Consider the following 20,001-nt stretch of genomic DNA (forward strand, 5'->3'; position numbering starts at 1 on the left):
TTTTTATACTGTAGTTATTCAATGTATAGGACGCAGTGGTATGAATCGTCGTCAAAAGAAAAAACAGAAAGTTGACCACTTAGCAGAATTCAAGGATCGACTGAATAAGGTCAAAGAGAAATTGAGTTCGATCGATGTGAAGAAATTGAAAACCTCGACAGCGCAAACTTGGGGCTCATTGCCGAAGTTACACCAAAGACTGTTGATGGTGATTTCTCCGATCGTACTGATATTACTTTTTGTGCCGCTACCAGAACCTAAAGTAGACACAGCTCCAACAACATCGCGCGTTGAGCTTGAAATAAACACAGTCGGCTTAAGTGAACAGCAAAATGCCAAGAGCAGTTCATCAGAATCGAGTAACAAAAATTGGCAGGAGTACCTTGTTAAGCAAGGGGACACGTTAGCGCAGGTTTTTCGAAACAACGACTTACCTTTGTCTGACTTGAATGCGTTAGTGCGTATTGAAGGTGCAGATAAGCCACTCAGTCAGATTCGTAAAGGCCAACTGGTTCGTTTCAAACTTGCTGAAACTGGGCAGTTGGACATTCTTCAGCTAGAGAAAGGCGATACTTCGGTGATGTTCTTCCGCTTATCCGATGGTGGCTTTGGTCGCAGTAAGTAGATGAACAGTAAGCCTGAGTTAAAGCGCTTCACTAGACACAGATAAACGAAAGAAAAGAGCTAAACATTAGCTCTTTTTTTTGGTCGCTTGAAAGGGGCGAGTGGCAAGATGATAAGCATGATTCCGATAAAGGTTAATGTATCCGGAATCTCATCGAACCATATTGCACCTATTAGCGCGACAAACACCAATCCTGAATATTCAGCGAGAGCAATCTGGCTTGAATGCGCTTTTTGGTAGGCCGCCACGGCAAGCCCGTTGTAACTCAGTATGAGCGTCGCACTCAATGCTATGTATCCAAGATGTTCTAAAGACACCGGTTGCCAATACAATAAGCACAGTATTAACGAGGCTGGGATAGAGAAGAGGGTTGTCCACCACAGCGTAGTGACCACCGTTTGCTCACTAGGAAGCTTTCTTACGAGTACATTAAATAGTGCGAGAGTGAGTGCTGTCCCCAAAGCAAACAGTGCTGCCCAATGAAATTGTGATGGTCTCAAGACAATCAATGCACCAATAAAACCTATGGTTGTGGCGATAACCTTGCCGAGTGCCGGTTGCTCTTTCAATAGCAACATTGAGAGCGGCAACATCAGTAAAGGCGCGACATAAAATACTGCGTTGGCGGTTGCCAAAGACAAGTGAGTGATCGCGACCACCATGCATCCACTGCCGATCAGAATTAACTGACCTCGAATGAAGGTTACCTTAGCCTGCTGTAAGCGCCGTTGTTCTTTTTTCTGCTGTAGCCACAAAGGGGTGATGATGAGCAGAGATATCAACTGTCGGAAAAAAATATACTGTAAGGGCGGTACTTCGCCATTTAACAGCTTTACCGCTACGTCGGAAAGCGAGGCAAACAAGTTACCTGCAACCAACAGTAGAATACCGGCAGTGATATTCGTCATTATTTTTCTAATCTCATGTCTATATGAGGAATGTCATCTTCGAGGTACATATCCGAGATGGTGTTGAAGCCGTGGCTCGCATAGAAGTTTTCTAGGTGTTGCTGCGCGCCAATATCAATGGCCGTATTTGGCCAAAGAGCCTCGCAGCGTGTTAGTGCTTCTTTGATTAATTGATGCCCCAAGCCATCACCTCTTGCTGATTGCTTGGTTGCGACTCGGCCGATGCTGGTGTTGTCGTAAGAGGTACCTGGTGGTAATAAACGTGCACACGCTACCAACTCTTCATCAGAATAGCCAAGCAGGTGCTCAACACCTGCGAATGTATCTTTACCGTCGAGTTCTGGATAAGGACAAGTTTGCTCCACCACAAATACATCGACTCTTAATTTAAGTAGTTGATAAAGCTGTTGTGTTGAGAGTTCAGAAAACGGAATTGAGCGCCAAGTGATCATGTTTACATCCAGAGATTGTCGATACTCTGAATGTACTATGCGCGATGATTGTTGGCATTAACTATTGTTAATTCGACCTTTAATTCTGCTCAGGCTGATTGCGGTTATTCCTAGGTAGGCTGCAATTTGATTGTCGTTCAAGCGCTGCTCAAGGTCGGGATAGTGCTCGCAGAACAGCTGATAGCGTTGCTCTGGTGTATAGAGCAGCATGAAGCGTTCTTTGTTTTCCTTATGCATCAGTTGTGTTTCTAACAGCTTTAAATACAAAGGATTATTTGATGCTCGCCACTCGATAACCGCATTCATTGGCAGCTCTAACATGGTGATGGGTGTCAGCGTTTCTAATAGGTAAGGGGAGGCTTGGTTCTTTATCAGACTCTCAAAGCCGATGATCCAATCTTGTTCCCAATAGAACTCTTTACTGTATTGCTTGCCGTCATTGGTCAAGTAGCAGGCATGGCACAAGCCTTCAAGTACAAAGTAGATTGAACTCGCCATCTCACCTTGATTGATCAGGATGTGTCTGGTTGGCAGCTCAAGGGGCTTTGCGACAGCGAGTAGAGATTCAATCTGGCTTTCAGAGAAGTCGAAGCTTTGCAGTTGTTCGATAAAAGAGGTGTGCATGAAAATAACCTAACCCAAATAAGTGCCGAAATCATCGCACTTATTTGGAGAGAGGTACAGAGCGGGATAAATCAACGTCGTGCGTGTTGCTCTAGGTAATCTTGAGCAAGCTCTCTGCCCATGTATTTACCCAGAGTCTTCAGTGGTACCTTTTTAAGGTTCACCACAATCAAGCCATCCAAGGCATCATTAAATGATGGGTCGACATTAAAACAGACTAGTTTGCCGTTCATCCCTAGATATTGGCGCAGCAGCACCGGCAGGCCTTTACCTTGCTCCATGCGTGCTAACACTTTAGAGAGCAGAGGCACACTTGCTAATGAAGAGAGTAGGTGATTTTGCCAGAACACATGACTGCTGGTATTGAGTGGTGACGAAGGTGAAACCAAATTCGCCTTTTCTTCATCATAATGGTGGATTGATAAGGTGGTCGCGATCAACAGACGCGCATTGTGGCTGTAATCATTACTGATACTGACAGGGCCGAACAGATGGGTGTATTGAGGGTGACGAGACACGAAGGTCGCGATGCCTTTCCACAATAGTAACAGTGAGTTCAGGCTCTTTTGGTAAGGCTTACTTACCACTGAACGCCCAAGCTCAATGCTGTTTTCTAGAGTATCAATGAATTCTTGGTTGTAGTTAAACAGGCTACGAGAGTAGAGCTGATCAAGCCCGTGCTCAGCGATGAGTTTGTCGACCATACCGAGTCGATACGCGCCAACCAGTTCTGCCTTGGTTTTATTCCATACAAACAGTTGATGGTAGTAAAGGTCATACTCATCTAAATCACAGGCTAGCCCGCTGCCTTCTCCGACTTCTCTAAAGCTCTCTTCTCTTACTCGACCAATCTCGCGCATTAAGTTAGGAATAGATTGGCTAGGCGTGCAGTAGACCTCGAAGTCCCCTTGCTCAAGTAACTTCATCTCTTCCGGAAGAGAATCGACCTCTATTGCCAACACTTCTGGCGTAATAGGTGCTATCACTTGGGTATCGAAAGAGGGCGCGTGGATTGGCGTGCTCCGGCTGTCTTGTTGACTCATTAGGTAGGTATTGAGTCGTAGGTAGTTGACGATATCCATCTCTTTTTCAAACGATTTTATCTCTGAATACGGAATCGAAGAGCCAATCGAGATAGAGATAGTCGTCGCCTGTTTATTCAGAAGTTCACGGCCGAGTAGAGCGGTTCGTAATAGTGGATGAACTCGTCCTGCTTGGTAGAAAAGCTCGCTGTTTTTACCATTGATAAAGATAGGCACCGTGGTGGCTTGATGACGTTTAACGAACTTCGCGACTGATTTACTCCATTCAATGTCTGTCAGTGTTTTCGCCCCTTTACGGTAGCTCGATACTTCACCTGCTGGGAATACAATCAAAAGCCCACCATCAGCCAAATGACGATTGGCATCTCGAATCGCTTTGGCATTGGTGCGTTTTGATTCTTTACTGTTAAAGACATCGACACCGATGAAAAGATCATCCAGCTCAGGCAGGCGCTTAAGTAACTCATTCGCCAACACCTTCACATCCTTCCTTACTGATCCTACGAGATCGGCAAGGATCACGCCTTCAATGGCGCCAAGCGGATGGTTAGCCACAATCACCACTGGCCCTTCTTCTGGGATATTCTCTGTGGTGCCAGATGAAACCGAGTAGTCGATATTGAGCGCCGACAGGGTGTGATGCATGAATTCAAAGCTAGATAACTCGTTTGGCCGATCTTGATAGAGTCGGTCTAGCTTAGATAGCCCAGTTGCCCACTCGACAACAGACTCACCTAAACCAAAAGGCGTGTAACGTGGTAAACGAAAAGGACTATCAATCATAATGAAGCTACCTTATTGAATAAAGTTGTTTAGGAAACCGTCTTGATTCTTGAAATCTTTCACACTTAAAAACGCACCGCATAACCATACTAGGCATGCCATGCCAAACAATAATCCGCCGTCGTAACCGATAATTTCACCCGCTGCATTGAACTCAGGCATCTGAATACCGAGCGGCGTAAACAGGTGAAAAAATATCGCTCCGCTCATAATTCCCACGCTCATAATGGCACCCAGGCCATGCCAACGTGTGAACAGCAAAATGGCCGCAATCAATTCAGCGAATCCAATCAAGTAACCGCCAAACGAGCCGAACCAACTGAGCCCTGACCATGTCGCGAGTGTGCCAAAGATATGCTCTGTCTCGTATGAGCCAGTGAACTTAAAGAACAGCGACTGAATAAACACAAACGCGATAAATGCCGCAGGGATATGTTTGGCTGGAGTGAATGTCATCGTTATTCCCTTACTTAATCAGTTGCGGCCAAACTTTATCGGCTTGTTGAATATGTTGTGCTTGGTCTTGTTCCCAGCGCTGCTTAATCTCTTGGTCATAGTTGAGGTAAAGCTTGTTATCAACAATCGTCCATTGATGTGGGTCACCCGGTGCAAAATCACTCTTCGCTGATACTGCCCAAGCGCAATAGCCACCATATTGAGGGGCATATTTTTCAGGATTATTAACAAATAAAGTCAGATTCTTTTCAGAAGAGAAATACCAATCCGCCCCTTTGTACTCAGTGCTGAATTTTTTACTGCCTTCAACGGGCTTACCGGAAGTGAAATAAGCGACGGTATCGTAGCCATCGAGCGCCTTACTGCTAAAGAAGCCAGTGTAGATTTCATCGGCAGCAAATACGTACGGGCTAACAAGTAGCAGAACCATGGTTAATAGTTTTCTCATGATGGACTCCATCTATAGATTGATTGCGGGTGATAAATCAAAGGTAAAGCGCTGCTGATTTATCTGGCATGGTTTAATGGGTTCACATGGTGAGCCGGGTGCATAAAACATCGAGGCTTGGCCATGCAGATTACGTAAGTGTGTAAAGCTCACGGTATGTGCGTCTTCGCGATGCATACAGGTCGCTAAATGAGGTTGTTCGTTGTGATGGTGAGAGTGAAACTTAAGTAAGTTCTGTTGATTCTTACCTGTTGCCATAAGCTGATCGTATTTTGCTTGTCGGTAAGCTTGCACTCGCTCTAAATCAACACCGGATGAGAAGAGTGGAGAATCAGTGTCGACTATTTTCTGTTGAATACCATCCCACATGTAGGCGATAACCAGACCATTGTGTTGGGTTAGGTTGGGCGCGAAAGCCAGCAAGGTAAATGGGGCAAAAGAGTGTAGGTCTAGCTTGTGAAATGCTTCAGAGAGCTGACTGATATTACGACTCGATGATAGGTTTTTAAGTAGCAAACCGCGGCTGACTAAAGGCCCAACGGGCACTATGCCTTGATAGTTATTGAGTAGGCATAGTGAAAGCCCGAACTCATTAATACTTATCCAGCTACCACCGCCAGTTGGGTCGAGTGGCATGATGATATCGACACCGTTGACTCGATATTGTTTAGGCGGCATTGCCAGTGCTCGTGTTTTTTGTTCATCACGATTAAAAAAGACCTGATAACCATTCTCTTCAAGCAGCCAAGATACTGAACACATGATTATTGCTCCCTCAGATAGCTGTTGGTGGTTGGGGCATAACCAAAGGTGTTGCAGGTCTCGACGTCTAGGAAGGTGGTGATCACCTTGATCATCGCGTAATGATGATTGGCATGCAGTGCGGCAAAGGTGACCTCTCTTTCGAGCGTTGAAGGCAGGCTTGCGAATACTTGAGCGTCCATCGAAACTTCGGTTTGGATCATGATAGGCGCTTCGAGATCTCGACGGTCTAATCGTTCAAGCCAGTTGATCACATAGTGGATCTCTTTGACTGCAATAGAGCGGTCGTATTCGACAGGATGACCACGACGACGAGTGTTGTAATCAACGGTCTCATCCTCTTTTAAAATCAAGGCGTGAAAAAGATCCAGTGTGTGACGAGTATGTTCACCGATAGAGCTTGTAACGTGTGGCTTTGCTCGTGTTAGGTAATCGCTGTCAGAAATCGCTAACAAAAACTCTAGACCCTGATTCAATATCTCTACCGCTCCCTTGATGCTAGGAGAGAAAGAAGTAAGGGCGCTCGGTTGGGCTATGGGGTTCATTCATGATCCTCGTGCAAAGTTAGTCGGTAGTCGGATATTGTTGAACAAGACGTCGCTCTTCTTGCCACGCCGCAAATAAGCTCTTGAAAGAAGGGGATTGGTGGCCTCGTTGTTTTTGCTGAGCGCCAATATCAAAAAGAATGCGATATTGCAGGAGTAGCGTAGAAAATATCTCTCGTAATGGGGTGTTGCGATCCCAGATATGTCCAGCCTCACTGCTTGCGCCATTGACCTCAAGAATCGTGAAATCCTCACCGTTCATTAGGCTGTGCATGTCTTTAAACTTGACGTCTAGTCGACCAAAGTGAAAGCCATCGAAGTCGTCGAATATCTCGTCTAAGCGTTCTGTTAGAGCCTGAGTGATGTATTGATTACCATCGCGGAAGATACAGCCACGGCTATGGCTGCCTGCAAACGCGAGTTGGAACTCTTCGCCCTCTGCGAGAACTTGATCCAATTTATCTTCATGCCTTGGCAAATAGAGGTGGCTGAGTTGCCCTGCGCGCGGGCTGTTTTCAATTAACTGTTTGAGTGTCGACTTGCCATCACCCATCACCATTGGCGCATATTTGAGTGTGATCGAGATGATCTCACCTTGCTTTTTGTTTGGATAACGAACATAGAAAACACCCGCTTCCGCTTGATAAGGCGCCTTTTTCTGCAGTAGAAAGCGAGCATTATTTGGGAAAGATTTAACATACTGCTCAAGTTGATCTTGTGTGTTGATCAGCTTTACGCCAACACCTCGACAGCCAAGATCCGGCTTTGCCACGATAGGGAAATCAAGATCTGATTGTATGAGTGCGCTGCGTGCGTCTTCGGCTTGTTTTTTACTACTGAGATCGGTTTTGGTTAGGGTTATAAACGGTGAGATCCAACGCTGACTTGAAGACCCGGCAAGGCTCAATATCTCATGTTTTGATTCGCCGACCATGCCGCTTAACTTAATGCTTGGATTGGCGATGAGCGGAAGTGCCCAGTCAAAGTGCCGTAACCCTTGCATCAGGCTTTGAATGACCACTGGCGTGTAGAAGAACCAAGTCGGAAGAAACTCATAAGGAGAGACACTGCGCACGGTATCTTTTTCAAGCAGAGGCATGCCTGCATTAATTTGATGTGCGGGAATGATGCGAATATCTTGCGGTGAACTCATGATAGCCCTCTAGAGTAGGTTTTATTCATTAATCGATTGCCGATAAACAGCAAAACGATGGCACACGGGATGATGATCCATTGATATTCAGAGGCTTGCAGCCACGCTGATGTCCCTAAATAGTAGATGGCAGAGAAGACAATGCCAGTCCAGAGCGCAGTTGCGCTGATGACGGCAAACAAGAAAGTAGGCAGTGGGATGGCGAAAAAGCCACTCAGAGTAAAACCAACGGTGCGTAGCCCAGGAATAAAGCGGATAACAAAAAGGCTGCTGAATGCGTTTTGGCGTAATTTGGTACGAAACGAACGAAAGTACTTATTGGTGAGGGCTTTATATCGAACGCCACGGAAATAACGTCCTGATTTGCCTAAGTAATAGAGACCGAGATCACCTGTGGCAATGCCGATGAAAATGGCAAGCAATGCATATTGAGGAAGCATGATCCCTTGAGTGGCTAAGCCTGCAGCGGTAACAATCGCCAGATCTTCAAGCAGGTAAGAAAGTGCAATAATGCCAAGCATCAGCCATAGCAGCGATTCCTCTCCTGTATTTAACCATGCTTGAATGCTCTCGACGGTGCTCATCAAATGTCCTTATCTATCCTATAAATGAATGGCTTAATGACCATTCATTGAGTGTAGTAAATTAAATAGACACGAGGAGCAGAGAAAAACTTACAGACAATTAGCGCTTTTTTGTGTTGATTGGATGCAATGAGTGGTTTGAACTTTGCGGTTTCGGTGCAGAATTAGAGGATGTTAAAGGGTTAGAAACGTAAGGTTTTGGAGTGAATATTGAGAAGAAAAGAAAAAGGCTGAGTTGTTAAACTCAGCCTTTAGAAGGTTAACTATGGATTACTTAAGCAATCTATTTAGTTAGGTCAATCTGGTAAACAGCGAAACCAACATCGTCAGTCGCAACACGTTTCATCGGGTATTGACCCTTCTCTTTGATGAACTCTGCTGCTTTCTCGCTTGGCGACGTTTCAAAGCGGATATCTAGTTTGTTATCTGTTTTGATTGGTGCAAATGACCAGTTGTTGTCAGCCGTTGGGCTTACTTGACCTTGCTCTTTGCTTACGCGAGAGATGTAGTTTGCAAGAACAGTGCGGTTCTCATCGGGTGCATCAAATGCGATGAAGTCTTCACCTGTGCCTGGGAATTTAGCGCTGTATGCACGGTAGTTGTTGGTTGCGATCAGGAAGTCTTGCTTCATGTCGATTGGCTTACCTTGGTAAGTTAGGCCAACAATACGCTGTGAATCAGGGTTAACCACTTTACAGTTCGCATCGTATTTCGCAGGTTGAGTTACGTCGATTTGGTAATCAACACCGTCGATAACATCGAAGTTGTAAGTACGGAAGTTATCCCACTCGATCAACTGTTGTGGTGCTGTTGAGTTAACATCCACTTGGTTGAACTGACCAGCAGAACACTCAAGCCACTCTTTTACTTCGTGGCCTGTTACCTTCATCGCGACTAGCGTGTTCGGGTAAAGGTACAAGTCAGCTGCATTACGGAATGTCAGTTGGCCAGATTCAACTTCAGTGAAGTTTGCTGGGTCATTCTTACGGCCACCGGCCTTGAATGGTGCAGCTGCTGAAAGTACTGGCGTACCATCTAGGTCTGGGTCACCTTGGATGAACTGCTCAACGTAATCTTTCTGTGCAAGGTTAACGATTTGTACTGTTGGATCGTCTTGCACTAGAGATAGGAAGCTGTACATCACATCGTCTGCTTTACCAATCGGTTGGTTAACAAACTCACGAGTACCTGCGTGGTCTTTTTCTAGTGCTGTTACGATGCCCTCATCAGCCGCAGCAAGAGATTTCTTCTCGATCTTGTCGTAGATAGGGCGTGCTTCTGATTGGCCTTTAACGACTTCCCACTTACCGTCTTTTTGTGCAAGTGTTAGATCCATAACACCAACGTGGCTACCCCAACGACCTGGCATTACTGCCGCAACGCCGTTCATTGTGCCAGTTTCGTTGTCGATGCCTTGGATGTCATCAAAACCTTTACCTGGGAACACTGCGTGAGAGTGGCCGAATGCGATTGCATCAATGCCGTCTACTTCAGATAGGTAGAACGTTGAGTTCTCTTCGCCATTTTTATACGGGTCAGTTGATACGCCTGAGTGAGGGATAGCAACGATTACTTCAGCGCCTTCCGCTTTCATTTGAGGCACTAACTCGTTAGCTGTCTCAATGATGTCACGAGCGATCACTTTGCCTTCAAGGTTCTTCTTATCCCACGTCATGATTTGTGGTGGAACAAAACCGATGTAGCCGACTTTTACTTCATGTTTTACGCCAGCAGTATCTTCAAACGTGTGCGTCTTGATGATGTAAGGTGTGAAGTAGTGTTCTTTAGTTTCTGCGTCGTAAACGTTAGCACTGATGTATGGGAAATCAGCGTCGTTGATCGACTCTTCTAGGAACTCAAGACCGTAGTTGAATTCGTGGTTACCTAGGTTTGCAGCGTCGTAGCTTAGTTGATTCATTGCTTTATATGCAGGGTGAACTTCGCCCGCTTCGATGCCTTTGTCTGCCATGTAGTCACCCATTGGGCTACCTTGCAGCAAGTCACCGTTATCAACTAATACGCTGTTGGTTACTTCGCTTTGAGCTTCTTTTACTAGAGTTGCAGTACGTGCTAAGCCGATTTTTTTCGATGGCTTGTCTTTGTAGTAGTCGTAATCCATTAGGTTGGTATGGATGTCCGTTGTCTCTACGACACGTAGTTTAATCACTTCATCGGTATCTGGTGTTGTTGTACAGCCTGCTAGAGTCAAACCAAGACCCGCAAGTACAGCCAATGACAAAGGTTTCATTGCAACTTTCATTTTGTAGCTCCAAAGTGGATAGTAGAAAATTCGTTGCGTAATGTAACAAAATGGAATGAAACAATGATTACAACGAATGTGAATTCGTGACTTAGATCGATTACTTTATGGTGTTCTGCAAGACGCCTCCCAAACCTGCTTAATCGATGCGCAACTGATATCGATAATATTAGTCCATTCATTTCACCTGCTTATCGATAAATTAAATCCCTTATCAGCTTTTCGAATAAAAAATGAAATTTTAGAATTTCCAGTAATATGAGAGGCTCGTCATAATGCCTATATCAAGGACGTATCAGGCAGACGAATAGCAAGGATAGCTCAACACGAAGCTTCTGTTTTCTTCTAGTGCCAATACTCCCATTCACTCAAGTGGATGAGTTAAATCCCATGCTTGGCAAGACCAAGTAATGAATTGCTCGTAACGCGAGCCTTAAAGGAAGCACTGAAATGGACCAAGAACGTTTAACCCACCTAAAACAGCTCGAAGCGGAAAGTATTCATATTATCCGTGAAGTGGCGGCTGAGTTTGATAACCCAGTGATGATGTACTCCATCGGTAAAGATTCTTCTGTGATGCTTCATTTAGCTCGCAAAGCGTTTTACCCAGGCAAGATTCCATTCCCATTATTACACGTTGATACGGATTGGAAATTCCGCGAGATGATTGAGTTTCGTGACCGCACAGCAGAAAAGTACGGTTTTGACCTTTTGGTACATAAGAACCCTGAAGGTATCGAGATGGGCTGTAGCCCATTCGTACATGGTTCTTCGAAACACACAGACATCATGAAAACTCAGGGCCTTAAGCAGGCGTTAAACAAGTATGGATTCGATGCGGCTTTCGGTGGCGCGCGTCGTGATGAAGAGAAATCTCGAGCGAAAGAGCGTGTTTACTCTTTCCGTGATAAGAACCACACATGGGATCCAAAAAATCAACGTCCAGAGTTGTGGCACACCTACAACGGTCAGGTGAATAAGGGCGAAAGCATTCGTGTATTCCCATTATCAAACTGGACTGAGCTGGATATTTGGCAATACATCTACCTAGAGAGCATCGATATTGTTCCGCTTTACCTTTCTGATAAACGCCCAGTTGTTGAGCGTGATGGCATGCTGATCATGGTTGATGATGACCGCATGGAGCTGCAAGAAGGTGAAGTGATTGAAGAGAAAAGCGTTCGTTTTCGTACTTTAGGCTGTTACCCACTAACCGGAGCGGTTGAATCTGAGGCGAATACGCTAACAGGCATTATTGAAGAGATGCTGGTGGCGACGTCTAGTGAGCGTCAAGGTCGAGCGATTGACCATGATCAGTCGGGCTCTATGGAGCTGAAAAAGCGCCAAGGTTATTTCTAAGAATCTAAGGAAAGAAAAAATGAATAGTGCAGTAGAAGCCGAATTGGCTGAACTAGGGATTGAAGGTTATCTAAGTCAGCATCAGCATAAATCTATGCTTAGATTTTTAACTTGTGGCTCGGTAGATGATGGTAAAAGTACGCTAATCGGTCGCTTGCTCCATGATACAAAACAGATTTATGAAGATCAGCTAGCGGCGGTTCACTCGGATAGCCAACGAGTGGGTACCACAGGTGAGAAACCTGATTTGGCACTGCTTGTTGATGGCCTGCAGGCTGAACGTGAGCAAGGCATCACCATCGACGTAGCTTACCGCTACTTCTCGACGCAAAAACGCAAATTCATTATTGCTGATACCCCAGGGCATGAGCAGTACACGCGCAACATGGCAACAGGCGCTTCAACGTGTGATCTAGCGGTGATCTTGATTGATGCTCGTAAGGGCGTGCTGGATCAAACACGTCGTCACTCGTTTATTTCTAACCTACTTGGTTTGAAGCATTTCATTGTTGCTGTAAACAAGATGGATCTGGTGGATTACTCGCAAGATCGTTTTGAAGAGATTCGCGATCAGTATCTAGAGTTTGCAGAAAACCTAGAAGGTGAAACTAACATTCAAATCTTGCCAGTTTCGGCACTTGAAGGCATCAACGTTGCTGCACCAAGTAAAGAGCTTGCATGGTTCGAAGGCCCATCTCTGCTAGAAGTGTTAGAGAACGTCGACATCGATCAAAAACGTTCTGCGGGTGAGTTCCGATTCCCTGTGCAGTATGTGAATCGTCCGAACTTAGATTTCCGTGGCTTTGCAGGCACAGTCGCTTCTGGCCGTGTCAGTGCCGGTGATGAAATCAAAGCACTGCCGTCAGGCAAAACTTCTAAGGTTGCACGCATCGTGACTTTTGATGGTGATTTGGAATCTGCGCAAGCGGGCTTGGCGGTAACGCTAACCCTTGAAGATGAGATTGATATCAGTCGTGGTGATTTGATTGTGTTGGAAAACGCGCAAATTGAATCTACTAACCACGTATTGGCTGACATTGTGTGGATGACAGAGCAACCACTGCAACCGGGCAAAGCTTACGACATCAAGATCGCAGGCAAGAAAACCGTCGGTCAGGTTGAAACTGTTCGTCACCAATATGACATCAATAACCTGTCGACTCACGCTGTCGATGAGTTGCCATTGAATGGCATTGGTTTGTGTGAATGGTCACTGAACGAGACTGTCGCGCTGGATAAATACCGTGAGAGTGCCGATACCGGTGGGTTCATCGTTATCGACCGACTAACCAACGTGACGGTTGGCGCGGGTTTGATTCGAGACCGTTTGGACTCTGTTGAACAGCAAGTCGGTAACTTCTCTGCATTTGAACTTGAGTTCAACGCATTGGTTCGCAAACATTTCCCTCATTGGGATGCCAAAGATCTAAGCCAACTACTCAAGTCATAAACGACCAAGTAACAGCTTATTGAATCAGGCGGAAACCGATCGTTTCCGCCATAAAGGACGGGTATATGTGGCAACAAGGATTTGTATTAGCGATTTTGCTCGGCATCATTACTTGCCTGCTCGTTACCCGTATTAAGCCAAGCTTTATCTTTGCTGGCGCGGCGTTTATTGCTTTTATGGCTGGCATGATCGACTTGTCGAGCTTAGCCAATAACTTCACTAACTCCTCGTTACTGACTTTAATTCTTCTGATCCTCGCATCAAGTGCGTTGGAGAAAACTCGCTTAATCAGCTGGGTTAGCCGCAATATCTCTGAGGGTAGGCTAGGCACCGTGGTTGCGAAGTTGGGTATTTCCACAGCGTTACTTTCTTCTTTTACCAATAATACGGCGGTGGTTGTCTCTTTGATCGGAGCGATCAAACGTAATCAGCAACATGCGCCATCTAAACTACTTATCCCTTTGTCATACGCTGCCATCTTAGGTGGAACGCTGACATTGATCGGCACTTCAACTAACTTGATCATCAATAGCTTTGTTGAAGATGCGGGATTGCCGAGCTTAAACTTTTTCACACCGACCTTGATCGGTTTAGCTGTCTTGGTCGGTGGTGTTTTGATCCTTATCCCTCTGAGTTACTTCTTACCAAGCTACGATGATGGTTCCCAAGATGATTTGCCTTACTTTCTAGAAGCGAGAGTTGAGCCCGGCTCACCGTTAGTTGGTCGCAGCGTCAGCGAAAATAATCTTAGAGCTCTGAGAAAATTGTTCTTAGCGGAAGTGATTCGAGACGGTAAAACAACAGCGTCTATAGACCCTGACTTCATACTTCAAGCTCGTGACCGACTGCTGTTTTGTGGCGATGTCGAGAGTGTGGCGACACTGCAAGAAATCCAAGGACTGACTCTGTTTGGCCAGCACCACCTTAACGGCCAGAGCTTTGTTGAGGTTGTGGTGAGTTCATCGGCAAGCTTCTGTAACAAAACCCTGAAAACTAGCCAGTTTAGAGACCGTTTCGATGCGGTTGTGGTTGCAATTCGTCGTGGCCATGAACGCCTTGAAGGTGGCCTTGGTAACATCACATTGACCGCTGGTGATACCTTAATTTTGGTTCCCGGCAAACGCTTTGAAGAACAGCGCCAACAACACAACAAAGAGTTTGTGTTGATGAATGACTTAGATTCGAGTGCCAAGCTTGATGCCGACAAATCGACGTTCGTGTTGCTCGGCTTTGCCAGTGTGATTGGTTTAGCCCTTATCGATGCAGTACCGATTATCAAAGGCTTAGCTGGTTTTCTACTGTTGCTGGTGGCATTTGGCGTGGTACAGCTGGGTGAGCTCCGCCGCCGTTTCCCAGTCGATATTGTGGTGATCGTGGGCTCTGCTCTGTCTATTGCTCAACTGATGATTTCATCGGGTTTGTCTGAGCGGATGGGGCTGATGTTCATGGAGGCGTTTAATGGTTGGGGTGTCTTCGGGGCATTAGTCGCGACTTATTTCATGACCTTGGTGTTAACTGAACTGGTGACCAATAATGCGGCGGCAGCACTCTCATTTCCGATTGGCTACAGTATGGCAGTAGGCTATGGCGTTGACCCTATGCCGTTCATCATGGCGGTACTGTTTGGTGCCAGTGCCAGTTTTATCTCTCCATACGGTTATCAAACCAACTTACTTGTTTATAGCGTAGGTAATTACCATTTAACGGATTACCTACGTATCGGCATTCCAATCTCGATTGTATATTCGGGCTTGGTGCTGACCCTAATTCCTTATTTTTTCCCATTTTAATGCTGTTTATTTAAAGGACTAATTATGACCGCAGTACTCAAACCCAAAGATGAGAATGTTGTGTGGCATCAACACTCGATTGATAAAACATTTCGCGCGGATCTGAAATCACAAAAGCCAGCCGTGCTCTGGTTCACGGGGTTGTCTGGTTCTGGTAAATCGACAGTCGCTGGCGCATTAGAAAATCGCTTGGCACAGCTTGGTTACCATACTTACTTATTGGATGGCGACAATGTGCGTCATGGATTATGTAGTGACCTTGGCTTCTCTGAGCAAGATCGTCGAGAGAACATCCGTCGTATTGGTGAGCTTGCTAAATTGATGGCAGATGCAGGCTTAATTGTGCTGTCAGCTTTTATTTCTCCGCACCAAGCTGAAAGGCAACTCGTGAGAGATTTATTGCCGGAAGGTGAGTTTCTTGAGGTGTTCGTCAATACGCCATTAGAGGTTTGCGAACAGCGTGATCCTAAAGGTCTGTATAAGAAAGCACGTGCTGGAGAGATCCCGAATTTTACAGGTATTAGTTCAGTGTACGAAGCGCCTCAGGATCCTGAAATTGATCTACCCGCAGGTGAGAAGACACTCGATGAATTGGTCGAACTGTGTATTGATGCGTTGGAGAAGCGTAATATTTTAGCCAATTGAGATCGTTGGTATGACTAAGGCTGTCCACTTACTTATCGACTTATTCATGACTGATAAGTAGTACAGCCTTGGTTTACCGAGACAAGAAACCTATCCTCTAGATTCTCTTTATTCCTCTCAATACTTCACTTTTTACACCGTCTATTTTAGCTCCGTCGAGTGTCTAGACGGTGTAATTTACGCTGCTTTTCACTTCTGTCTGTACTGTGAATTTCTGGCTCAATAGTGCAATCAGTTGGTCGTAATATTGCGTGTTTGGCTTGTTGCCAAGCAAGGTACAAAGCTCATTGCCTGTAGGGCTGAATCGGTAGTAAACCAGCTTCACGCCTTTTGATAATGGTGCCAGTGACATGCTCTTACCTTGATAGGTTAGGTGCAGGGCTGGATCGAAATCAATCTCTCCTGATTCTAATTCTGTGCCCAGAATAATCCCGAGCTCTATCAAGTGGAGTAAGCTAGAGTAGGGCAGGTTGTGCCCACCAAGGTTGATGGTGTTGGTGGTATCCCTTTTACCAAAGCTGAATAGCCCAGCATGAGATTTAAAGCCGAGTAAGAGCTTTCTGCTGTTATCGCTACCAAAACTGCAGCCTAATGAAGCTGCTCTTTGTAAGGTCAGTGCTTCCTTTGGCGTCATGTCTTTTAATATTTGCAGTGCCTTCATCGAAGTCGAGCCTGGGTTGGTGACTTCTCGTTTCAGTACTTGAGCCCATAGCCTTTGCATGGATGTATTGTGGATCTCTTGTGCCATGTCGAAGAAACGATATAGCCAGTCCTGATCCGGGTCTCCAGCCGCTTCATCTTTACACGAAGAGTGCGCCAACTTTAGAATCTGTTCTAGGTTTTTTTGGCGAAGTTCTCTACGTTTTTTCTCTCGCAATAGTGCCCGTTCGATAAGCGTACTCTCTGCTTTATCGTTTGGCTTTGCACTATGACTAATTAAGGCGTCGAGGCCGAAGCTTTGTGCGATGTGCAGCATTCTGCTGGCACTGTCGGCAATATGAGGCTTTTTCTCATGCTTTTGCTGTGTATCGCTAGCATGCTCAATGATCACTGGCTGTTTGGTTTCTGACATAAGAGTACCGTTAGGAGACGACTCAAGACCAATCGTAGTAAATAATGGCTCGCTCTAGCTTGTTAAAACGCTCGATAACTGCGTTAGAATTTTTGATTGTAGAATAACTACTTATCAAAAAGCTCCGCCTTGTTCTCAAGCCTTTTTCCTACGCTATTTCTGAACACTTACTTATTGTGATTGGTATAACTGTCTAAAATGTAACTCTTTATTTTATTGGTGGCTAGATTTTGCGTGCAGAGTTGAAGGTTTCAACAAAATTTTACTTTTGCTAATGATAATAAAATGTTAAATTTGTTGTAATTCTCAAGGAGGAGTTATGAATCAAGTCAATGATAACAAGCTGAAGAAACAGCTTAGTATAGGGTTATTACTCGCGACTTATGTCGCTGTTCTAGCTTACTTGTCTAATTACATCGCGTAATTCAGAATAAAATTATAGTTATTAAACTGTTATTGAATGATCACACTCGTTCAGTGACGGCAGCTCATCCTTGAGCCACCCTTCTAACGACTACATGTCGTCATATTCTTCAATCGCAGTACCTTCAATAAGATAACCGGTTTGCGCTAAGTCATGGCTGATCGACTCAGTTTTCAGCGTTCCGACCAAATAGATCACATCCCATAACTGCTGTATTGGTGCACCTTTCGGGAACTTCACGTAGATAATTTGGTTCGGTGGCGGCGGTGGCACGTGGATACATGCGCCAAAGTACGGTACCAGCAGAAACTCAGTGATCATATTCTCATCACCTTCCAATGGAATCACAAAGCCAGGAATCTTTACTGTGCTGCCATTCAATTCTGGGCGAACAGCACCAAGTGTCGATTGTTGAGGTTTGTCCATACTATTGTGGTCAACCATCGGCATACCAAATGAATCTAGCTGAGCGCGCTCTGATTCCGGAATCAAATCAATCCATTCAAGTGTTAATACCGATTCGTCATTCTGAGTGGTTTCAGCGTGAGCTGTACTGATAAATGGGAACAGAAGTAGCCCAAGTATTAGTAGGAATTTGCGTTGCATCGTAGGTTCCTATTTTAGATTCGAATCGTCATGCCATCAGACAATGACTGGCGGTAAGCCCTGAAAGCGGGAATAAAGCCGATAATGATTCCGGCAACTTGTACCAGCATAAGCAGTTTCCACTCATGCGGTGTGATTGCGGATATCGATATGTTGATACCATAGCTTTGTTGCACAATAGGAGCAACCACTGCGATCAGCGCAAACAACACCGCAACACCTAATGTAATGCCAAGGAAGGTTAGCGCACTGGCTTCACTGATAAGTAAACCAAACACATGACGAGGTCTTGCGCCCATCGCACGTAGGATAGCCATCTCTCGACGCCTTTCTTGCAAGCTAGTGAGTAGGCTACTGAGCATGCCCAATAAACCGGCGACGACGACAAACCCTGAAACAATCAGTAGTGCTTGTTCTGCTACAGCCATCATTCCCCACAATTCGTGAAGCGCAATGCCCGGCATAATGGCGCTTAAAGGTTCTTGGCGGTAGTTATTGATTTCTCGTTGCAGTGCGAAGGTTTGAATCTTCGAATTCAGCCCGAGCATCATCGCGGTAATCTGCTTCGGTTGGAAATCAAAAGTCTTTAAGGTTTCGGCATCCGGTGTGTGTCCTAGGTTGGCACCTGACTCCCAGCCAACATGAATCGCTTCAATAGCCTCTAACGAAACATGCACGGTTTTATCTACTGGTGTCCCGGTTGGTGCCAGTATTCCGACAATTTTGAAGGGCAGATTATCGTGACGGCTAAACGCAACATCACTGATACCGTGCGCAAGAATGATTTGATCACCGATTTTGTAATCTAGCTTCTTCGCAACATCGGCACCAATCACTACGTCGAATAGTTGATTAAACTCTTTACCTTGCTGGAAAGTAAGTGGTTGCTTACTTCCATAGCGATAGTTTTCAAAGTAACTATGGTTTGTACCCATTACACGGAAGCCTTTGTGTGAATCGCCCAATGAGATTGGTATCGCCCACTTTACTGCGTTGTGCTGGCTAAATTCTTCATAGCTTTTCCAGTCGATGTTGTTGGTCGCATTACCGATTCTGAATACTGAGTAAAGCAGCAGGTTGACCTGACCAGAACGGCCACCAACGATAAGGTCAGTACCTGAAATCGTATTGGCGAAGCTGCTTTTTGCTTCGGTTCTAACGCGTTCTACGCCGAGCAAGAGAATGACAGATACCGCTACCGTGAGAATAGTGAGAATAGCCGTGGCTTTACGGTTGAGTACGCTTTTTAAGGCTAAGTGAGTAATTACTTTCATACGACAACCTTAGCTTGGTTAACGGTTTTTAAATCTATGGTTCGAGTGAACAACTTTTCTAATGTTGGATCATGGCTAACAAAGATAAGAGTAGAACCTGCCTGGTTGGCTTGTTCTAGCAATAGTTCGATAAAAGCTTCTCGGTTGTCATGATCCAAAGCTGAGGTTGGCTCGTCGGCAATAATGATTTTGGGTTGGCCGATCAAAGCGCGAGCGGCAGCAACACGTTGCTGTTGACCGATGCTCAACTCGGTAACGGGCTTGTCCATTAAAGCTTGAGGTAGCTTTAATCGGATTAACAACTCTCGAGCCGTCTCTTGTAAGCTTTTCTGGCCTTCAGCGACTTGTTGTTTACGAATCTGTGAAAACTGGCAAGGAAGCGTCACGTTATCGATAACTGATAGATAAGGAAGCAGGTTAAATTGCTGGAAAATATAACCAATATGATCGGCTCTGAATTTATCTCTTTGACGAGGTGTAAGCTGAGTGAGGTCTTGATCAAGGATAGAAACTTCACCTTGCTCGGCTTGGTTGATTCCAGTCAGCAGCCCTAGCAATGTAGATTTGCCACAACCACTTGGCCCTTTTATGAAAAGGTGCTCTTGAGCTTGGATGTGCAGAGAAGGGATCTCTAGTGTTGGTGGTAATTCAGGCTTCCAACGAAAGCTGATATTTTCGAGTTTGACCACAAGTGATGAACTGTCAGAAGACATGCGAGCTCCAATAATTAAAGCGGTG

The 20,001-nt window shown here is 45.3% G+C and carries 20 protein-coding genes; 5 read left to right on the forward strand and 15 right to left on the reverse strand.

What is annotated here, in order from left to right:
• Positions 1-40 precede the first annotated feature (40 nt).
• A complete protein-coding gene (locus HRQ85_RS24175; protein WP_172380794.1) occupies positions 41-625 on the forward strand; it encodes a LysM-like peptidoglycan-binding domain-containing protein in 585 nt (194 codons plus the stop codon).
• A gap of 59 nt (positions 626-684) precedes the next feature.
• Here HRQ85_RS24175 and HRQ85_RS24180 read toward each other — a convergent pair whose 3' ends face one another.
• The 11 genes from HRQ85_RS24180 to HRQ85_RS24230 all read right to left on the reverse strand — a co-directional run bounded on the left by HRQ85_RS24180 (position 685) and on the right by HRQ85_RS24230 (position 10,643).
• The gene (locus HRQ85_RS24180) at positions 685-1,533 is read right to left on the reverse strand and encodes a DMT family transporter (RefSeq protein ID WP_172380795.1); all 849 of its coding nucleotides are present in this window, start codon (positions 1,531-1,533) and stop codon (positions 685-687) included.
• Entirely contained in the window at positions 1,533-1,985 is a 453-nt protein-coding gene (locus tag HRQ85_RS24185) for a GNAT family N-acetyltransferase (protein ID WP_172380796.1), read from the reverse strand. Before HRQ85_RS24185 ends, HRQ85_RS24180 begins: the two co-directional genes overlap by 1 nt.
• Positions 1,986-2,042: 57 nt before the next feature.
• Positions 2,043-2,609, reverse strand: a complete 567-nt coding sequence (locus tag HRQ85_RS24190; RefSeq protein ID WP_004735262.1) for a Crp/Fnr family transcriptional regulator — start codon at positions 2,607-2,609, stop codon at positions 2,043-2,045.
• 71 nt (positions 2,610-2,680) lie between these two features.
• The gene (locus HRQ85_RS24195) at positions 2,681-4,435 is read right to left on the reverse strand and encodes a lysophospholipid acyltransferase family protein (RefSeq protein WP_172380797.1); all 1,755 of its coding nucleotides are present in this window, start codon (positions 4,433-4,435) and stop codon (positions 2,681-2,683) included.
• 12 nt (positions 4,436-4,447) lie between these two features.
• Positions 4,448-4,891 carry a hypothetical protein gene (locus HRQ85_RS24200; protein WP_052880335.1) on the reverse strand — a complete coding sequence of 148 codons (444 nt, stop codon included), beginning with the start codon at positions 4,889-4,891 and terminating at the stop codon, positions 4,448-4,450.
• Positions 4,892-4,901: 10 nt separating this feature from the next.
• Positions 4,902-5,339 (reverse strand): YHS domain-containing (seleno)protein, encoded by a 438-nt coding sequence (locus HRQ85_RS24205; RefSeq protein ID WP_052880336.1) that lies wholly within the window; start codon positions 5,337-5,339, stop codon positions 4,902-4,904.
• 12 nt (positions 5,340-5,351) lie between these two features.
• Positions 5,352-6,101 (reverse strand): NRDE family protein, encoded by a 750-nt coding sequence (locus HRQ85_RS24210; protein ID WP_052880337.1) that lies wholly within the window; start codon positions 6,099-6,101, stop codon positions 5,352-5,354.
• A gap of 2 nt (positions 6,102-6,103) precedes the next feature.
• Positions 6,104-6,646, reverse strand: a complete 543-nt coding sequence (locus HRQ85_RS24215) for a hypothetical protein (protein WP_048618622.1) — start codon at positions 6,644-6,646, stop codon at positions 6,104-6,106.
• 19 nt (positions 6,647-6,665) lie between these two features.
• Positions 6,666-7,799 carry an ATP-grasp domain-containing protein gene (locus tag HRQ85_RS24220; RefSeq protein ID WP_052880338.1) on the reverse strand — a complete coding sequence of 378 codons (1,134 nt, stop codon included), beginning with the start codon at positions 7,797-7,799 and terminating at the stop codon, positions 6,666-6,668.
• Entirely contained in the window at positions 7,796-8,383 is a 588-nt protein-coding gene (locus tag HRQ85_RS24225; protein WP_172380798.1) for a DedA family protein, read from the reverse strand. Before HRQ85_RS24225 ends, HRQ85_RS24220 begins: the two co-directional genes overlap by 4 nt.
• Before the next feature lie 283 nt (positions 8,384-8,666).
• A complete protein-coding gene (locus tag HRQ85_RS24230; RefSeq protein ID WP_052880340.1) occupies positions 8,667-10,643 on the reverse strand; it encodes a bifunctional 2',3'-cyclic-nucleotide 2'-phosphodiesterase/3'-nucleotidase in 1,977 nt (658 codons plus the stop codon).
• A gap of 414 nt (positions 10,644-11,057) precedes the next feature.
• Between HRQ85_RS24230 and cysD the strand changes: the two genes are divergently transcribed.
• The 4 genes from cysD (at position 11,058) to cysC (ending at position 15,887) form a co-directional block, all read left to right on the forward strand.
• Positions 11,058-12,002: a sulfate adenylyltransferase subunit CysD gene (cysD, locus tag HRQ85_RS24235; protein WP_258954156.1), complete on the forward strand. Its 945-nt coding sequence runs from the start codon at positions 11,058-11,060 to the stop codon at positions 12,000-12,002.
• Positions 12,003-12,021: 19 nt separating this feature from the next.
• A complete protein-coding gene (gene cysN / locus HRQ85_RS24240; RefSeq protein ID WP_172380799.1) occupies positions 12,022-13,452 on the forward strand; it encodes a sulfate adenylyltransferase subunit CysN in 1,431 nt (476 codons plus the stop codon).
• 65 nt (positions 13,453-13,517) lie between these two features.
• A complete protein-coding gene (locus HRQ85_RS24245) occupies positions 13,518-15,242 on the forward strand; it encodes an SLC13 family permease (RefSeq protein ID WP_017067554.1) in 1,725 nt (574 codons plus the stop codon).
• 24 nt (positions 15,243-15,266) lie between these two features.
• Complete coding sequence (gene cysC, locus HRQ85_RS24250; RefSeq protein ID WP_172380800.1) at positions 15,267-15,887, forward strand: adenylyl-sulfate kinase; 621 nt, start codon at positions 15,267-15,269, stop codon at positions 15,885-15,887.
• 163 nt (positions 15,888-16,050) lie between these two features.
• Here the strand turns inward: cysC and HRQ85_RS24255 are convergent, their stop codons facing one another.
• From HRQ85_RS24255 to HRQ85_RS24270, 4 genes are all read right to left on the reverse strand, one after another.
• Positions 16,051-16,959, reverse strand: a complete 909-nt coding sequence (locus HRQ85_RS24255; protein WP_172380801.1) for a TIGR03899 family protein — start codon at positions 16,957-16,959, stop codon at positions 16,051-16,053.
• Between the two features lie 514 nt (positions 16,960-17,473).
• Complete coding sequence (locus tag HRQ85_RS24260; protein WP_017058892.1) at positions 17,474-17,989, reverse strand: DUF3299 domain-containing protein; 516 nt, start codon at positions 17,987-17,989, stop codon at positions 17,474-17,476.
• Positions 17,990-18,003: 14 nt separating this feature from the next.
• Positions 18,004-19,263, reverse strand: coding sequence for an ABC transporter permease (locus HRQ85_RS24265; RefSeq protein WP_048605937.1), 1,260 nt, complete (start codon positions 19,261-19,263; stop codon positions 18,004-18,006).
• Positions 19,260-19,976 carry an ABC transporter ATP-binding protein gene (locus HRQ85_RS24270; RefSeq protein ID WP_172380802.1) on the reverse strand — a complete coding sequence of 239 codons (717 nt, stop codon included), beginning with the start codon at positions 19,974-19,976 and terminating at the stop codon, positions 19,260-19,262. The genes HRQ85_RS24265 and HRQ85_RS24270 overlap by 4 nt, the downstream gene beginning before the upstream one ends.
• Positions 19,977-20,001 lie beyond the last annotated feature (25 nt).

Source organism: Vibrio sp. Vb339, from assembly GCF_902751245.1.
Taxonomy (GTDB): Bacteria; Pseudomonadota; Gammaproteobacteria; order Enterobacterales; family Vibrionaceae; genus Vibrio; species Vibrio coralliirubri.

Coding starts and splice junctions, on each gene's coding strand:
- HRQ85_RS24175 (WP_172380794.1), top strand. CDS start 41: ATGAATCGTCGTCAAAAGAAAAAACAGAAAGTTGACCACTTAGCAGAA.
- HRQ85_RS24180 (WP_172380795.1), bottom strand. CDS start 1,533: ATGACGAATATCACTGCCGGTATTCTACTGTTGGTTGCAGGTAACTTG.
- HRQ85_RS24185 (WP_172380796.1), bottom strand. CDS start 1,985: ATGATCACTTGGCGCTCAATTCCGTTTTCTGAACTCTCAACACAACAG.
- HRQ85_RS24190 (WP_004735262.1), bottom strand. CDS start 2,609: ATGCACACCTCTTTTATCGAACAACTGCAAAGCTTCGACTTCTCTGAA.
- HRQ85_RS24195 (WP_172380797.1), bottom strand. CDS start 4,435: ATGATTGATAGTCCTTTTCGTTTACCACGTTACACGCCTTTTGGTTTA.
- HRQ85_RS24200 (WP_052880335.1), bottom strand. CDS start 4,891: ATGACATTCACTCCAGCCAAACATATCCCTGCGGCATTTATCGCGTTT.
- HRQ85_RS24205 (WP_052880336.1), bottom strand. CDS start 5,339: ATGAGAAAACTATTAACCATGGTTCTGCTACTTGTTAGCCCGTACGTA.
- HRQ85_RS24210 (WP_052880337.1), bottom strand. CDS start 6,101: ATGTGTTCAGTATCTTGGCTGCTTGAAGAGAATGGTTATCAGGTCTTT.
- HRQ85_RS24215 (WP_048618622.1), bottom strand. CDS start 6,646: ATGAACCCCATAGCCCAACCGAGCGCCCTTACTTCTTTCTCTCCTAGC.
- HRQ85_RS24220 (WP_052880338.1), bottom strand. CDS start 7,799: ATGAGTTCACCGCAAGATATTCGCATCATTCCCGCACATCAAATTAAT.
- HRQ85_RS24225 (WP_172380798.1), bottom strand. CDS start 8,383: ATGAGCACCGTCGAGAGCATTCAAGCATGGTTAAATACAGGAGAGGAA.
- HRQ85_RS24230 (WP_052880340.1), bottom strand. CDS start 10,643: ATGAAAGTTGCAATGAAACCTTTGTCATTGGCTGTACTTGCGGGTCTT.
- cysN (WP_172380799.1), top strand. CDS start 12,022: ATGAATAGTGCAGTAGAAGCCGAATTGGCTGAACTAGGGATTGAAGGT.
- HRQ85_RS24245 (WP_017067554.1), top strand. CDS start 13,518: ATGTGGCAACAAGGATTTGTATTAGCGATTTTGCTCGGCATCATTACT.
- cysC (WP_172380800.1), top strand. CDS start 15,267: ATGACCGCAGTACTCAAACCCAAAGATGAGAATGTTGTGTGGCATCAA.
- HRQ85_RS24255 (WP_172380801.1), bottom strand. CDS start 16,959: ATGTCAGAAACCAAACAGCCAGTGATCATTGAGCATGCTAGCGATACA.
- HRQ85_RS24260 (WP_017058892.1), bottom strand. CDS start 17,989: ATGCAACGCAAATTCCTACTAATACTTGGGCTACTTCTGTTCCCATTT.
- HRQ85_RS24265 (WP_048605937.1), bottom strand. CDS start 19,263: ATGAAAGTAATTACTCACTTAGCCTTAAAAAGCGTACTCAACCGTAAA.
- HRQ85_RS24270 (WP_172380802.1), bottom strand. CDS start 19,976: ATGTCTTCTGACAGTTCATCACTTGTGGTCAAACTCGAAAATATCAGC.